Origin of the sequence: Leucobacter soli (assembly GCF_042659205.1) — a bacterium.
GTDB lineage: Bacteria > Actinomycetota > Actinomycetes > Actinomycetales > Microbacteriaceae > Leucobacter > Leucobacter soli.
In genome coordinates this window covers 1-3,580 of record NZ_JBHSRW010000224.1, presented here as the reverse complement: position 1 = coordinate 3,580, position 3,580 = coordinate 1, and the positions used below count along the sequence as shown (strand labels likewise).

Genomic DNA, 3,580 nt, shown 5'->3' with positions numbered 1-3,580 from the left:
GCCCGCGCCGCCGCGGGTCGAGCGCCCGGCCGCTATCGTGCGGGATCGAGGCGCCGGCCGCCCCACGAAGCGCGAACGCCGCGAGATCGACCGGCTGCGCGGCTTTGAGCGGTAGGGGGCCGGCGCAGCGTCAGAAAACTGCGCAGCGTCAGTGAAATTTTCGAAGAACAGCTGACGCTGTGCAGATTCGCTACCGAAGGTCCGCCGCACACTGCACCGCGCCGCCGCAGCGCTGACCACTCGGCGCTCGAGGGCGCCTCCGAACCGCATCCGCGGCCCGGAGGCAAGCCGCACTGCTCGTTACTCGGCGCTCGAAAGCGCCTCCGAGAGCTTCACGCGCCCGCCGGTGCGCAGGATCGACCCGGCGTAGATGCGCGCGCCGATCCAGAGCACGATCGCGATCGTCACGGCGAGGATGTCGAGCGAGAGGATCGGCTCCCACCACTCGGCGGTGCCGAGGTAGAGGCGCATCGGCATGCCGACCGGCGCGGAGAACGGGATGTAGCTCATCACCGCGAGCATGGCCGGGTTGTCGTTGAACATGATCACGCCGACGTAGGGCAGCATCACCAGCATCATGACGGGACTCGTCACGGAGCCGATGTCCTCCTGCCGGGAGACGAGGGCGGCGAGCGCCGCGTACATGGCGGCCAGCAGGACGAAGCCGAAGGCGAAGAGCACCGCGAACCAGATCAGGGCGGTGCCGAGCTCGCCGAGCAGCAGATCCTGCCCGGTGGCGAGCATGCCGACGGAGGCGAGCGCGGCGATGGCCACCACCTGGGCCAGCGCGAGGATGCTGTTGCCGAGGATCTTGCCGGCGAGCAGGGTGCGGGCGGAGACGGTCGCCAGCAGGATCTCGACGATGCGGGTCTGCTTCTCCTCGACGACGCTCTGCGCGATCGTCGTGCCGAAGGTGATCGCGCTCATCATGAAGACGATGCCGAAGGCGATGGCGATGATGTAGGCGAAGAAGGGGTTGGTGCCGGTCGGTGCGAGCAGCTCGAGCGACGGCGAGGCGGAGAGCGCCTGGAGCAGCTCGACCGGCGCGCTCTCCTTCGCGAGCACGGTGAGCCCGATCGGAGTGTCGCCACCGGGGATCACCGCGGCCTCGACGCTGCCGTCGAGCACGAGCTCTTCGGCGGCAGCGCGATCCGCGACCTCGGTGACTTCGTACGCCTCGGGGTCGAGCGAGGCAGCGGCCTCCCCCACCGCGGCGACCTTGCCCGGCCCGCCGAAGCCCCCGTTCTGGGCGGCGAAGCCGGCGAAGAGCACGCCGCCGAGCACGAACAGCAGGAGCACTCCGGTCGAGATGAGGAACGCCTTGCTGCGGAGCCGGGTGGTGATCTCCCGCTCCGCGACGAGCCAGGCGGCGCGGGTCGGGCTCAGCCGACCGGCCGTACTGGCGGTCGAGGCGGCAGGGGTGGTGGGCGTGGTGCCGCTCATCGGACGACCTCCTTGAAGATCTGGGAGAGGGATGGGGTGACCTGGCCGAAACGGCGAACCGAGAGCGCCGGATCGGCGACCGCGTGCGCGAGCACCGCCTGGGCGGCCGCCTCGTCGCTCGAATCGAACCGGGCGAAGCCGCCCTCGAGCCGGGTCACCTCGACCCCGGCGAGATCCCGGACCCAGCCCGCATCGGCGCCGGGACCGCCGAGCTCGATCTCGAAGCTGCTGCCGGAGTGCGCCGCACGCAGTTCGTCGCGCGAGCCGGAGGCGAGGATCCTGCCCCCGCCGATGACGACGACGTCGTCGCAGAGGCGTTCGACGATGTCGAGCTGGTGCGAGGAGAAGAGCACGGGAGCGCCCTGGGCCGCGTAGTCGCGCAGGACGCCGAGCACGACCTCGATGGCGATCGGGTCGAGGCCGGAGAACGGCTCGTCGAGCACGAGCGCGATCGGGCGGTGCACGAGCGCGGCAGCGATCTGCGCGCGCTGCTGGTTCCCGAGCGACAGGCTCTCCAGGGTGTCGCTCGCGCGCTCGGCGAGCCCGAGGCGCTCGATCAGCCCGTCCGCCTCGCGCTTCGCGTCCGCCGCGGCGAGGCCATGCAGGCGGGCGAGGTAGACCAGCTGCTCGGCGACCTTCATCTTGGGGTAGAGCCCCCGCTCCTCGGGCATGTAGCCGAAGCGCGCACGATCCTGTGCGGCGATGGGCCGCCCGCCGAAGCGCACCTCTCCCCCGTGCGCGGCGAGCACGCCGAGGATGATCCGCATCGTCGTCGTCTTGCCCGCGCCGTTGCCGCCGACGAAGCCGGTCATGCGGCCGCTCTCGACGCCGAAGCTCACGTCGTCCAGCACCTTCCGGTCACCGAAACTCCGCGAGACGCCTGCGATCTCGATCATGTCTCTCCCTTCCGTCACCTCCACGCTACGAGAGCGGCGGGGGTTGCGCCTCCGCCGCCGGGCGGAATCGGTTCCGCCGCACGGTGGAGCCCGCAGCGCTGAGGCCTGGATAGCCTGGATGCATGAGTCAGACCACCGCGACCTGGGTGCGCCCGCTGCCCGGGCGATCCGCCATCCGTGCGGATGCGCTGCTCGCCGCCGCCCTCGCCTTCGCGATGCTGACCACCACCCTGCTCTACCAGCGCAGTCGGCTCTTCGACGAGCCGGCCGAGCCCTGGGTCTGGGCCGTGGCGATCGCCCTCTGCACCGCACCGCTTGCGCTGCGCCGCCGCTACCCCGCGGCCGTGGCGGTGCTGGTCGCGATCGGCTTCTTCATCACCGGCCAGTTCCGGGTGCCCGAGGCGCTGATGAGCAGCATCTGCCTCTTCCTCGCGCTCTACACCGTCGGCGCCTGGGGGCGGAATCGTGCGGCCGCGTTCTGGACCCGGCTCGGAATCACTGCCGGGATGATCGTGTGGCTGCTGGTGAACCTCGTCGTCAGTTCGGCGGATCAGAGCTACCTGTCCGATTTCTCGCGATCGGGAATCTTCTCGGCGTACGCGACCTACGCCACGATCCAGATCATCACGAACCTGCTCTACTTCGGCGCCGCGTTCCTCTTCGGCGAACGCGCCTGGCGGGGGGCGCGACTGTCGGCGCAGCTGGAGGCGCAGGGCCGGGAGCTCGAGCTCGAGCGTCAGACGAGCGCGACGCAGGCGGTGGCGCTGGATCGGCTGGGCATCGCCCGCGAACTGCACGACGTCGTCGCGCACCACGTGTCGGTAATGGGGATTCAGGCGGCTGCGGCACGACGCAGTCTCGAGACGGATCCGCAGCGCGCGGTTGCCGCCCTCGAAGTGGTCGAGAGCAGCGCCCATGCGGCCGTGGAGGAGCTGCGGCGCCTCGTGCACACCCTGCGCACGCCCGAGAACGAGGATCCGGCCTCGACCATCGGAGTCGCCCAGCTTGCCGCCCTCGTCGCGGAGTCGCAGCGCGCCGGCACCCCGGCGACCCTCATCGTCTCCGGCGAGCCGCGCCCGCTGCCGATGCTCGTCGACGTCGCCCTCTACCGCACCGTGCAGGAGGCCCTCACCAACGTGCGCAAGCATGCGGGACGCGGCGCGGTCTCCGAGGTCCGGCTGCGCTTCCGCGCGGACGCCGCCGAGGTCGAGATCGCGGACAACGGCGTGCGGCAGACGCTC

At 71.0% G+C, this 3,580-nt stretch carries 3 protein-coding genes and 1 pseudogene; 2 read left to right on the top strand and 2 right to left on the bottom strand.

Annotated features, from left to right (window positions below; all coding sequences use genetic code 11):
* Positions 1-115: pseudogene (locus ACFPZL_RS11175) on the top strand (RNA-binding S4 domain-containing protein); the annotation flags it as partial.
* Between the two features lie 185 nt (positions 116-300).
* Here ACFPZL_RS11175 and ACFPZL_RS11170 read toward each other — a convergent pair.
* Together ACFPZL_RS11170 and ACFPZL_RS11165 are read right to left on the bottom strand one after the other, a co-directional pair.
* Positions 301-1,443 (bottom strand): ABC transporter permease, encoded by a 1,143-nt coding sequence (locus ACFPZL_RS11170; RefSeq protein ID WP_218115429.1) that lies wholly within the window; start codon positions 1,441-1,443, stop codon positions 301-303.
* Positions 1,440-2,339: an ABC transporter ATP-binding protein gene (locus tag ACFPZL_RS11165; protein ID WP_218115427.1), complete on the bottom strand. Its 900-nt coding sequence runs from the start codon at positions 2,337-2,339 to the stop codon at positions 1,440-1,442. The genes ACFPZL_RS11170 and ACFPZL_RS11165 overlap by 4 nt, the downstream gene beginning before the upstream one ends.
* A 122-nt stretch (positions 2,340-2,461) precedes the next feature.
* Between ACFPZL_RS11165 and ACFPZL_RS11160 the strand changes: the two genes are divergently transcribed.
* A partial coding sequence (locus tag ACFPZL_RS11160) for a sensor histidine kinase (RefSeq protein WP_382335445.1) occupies positions 2,462-3,580 on the top strand: 1,119 nt, incomplete at its 3' end.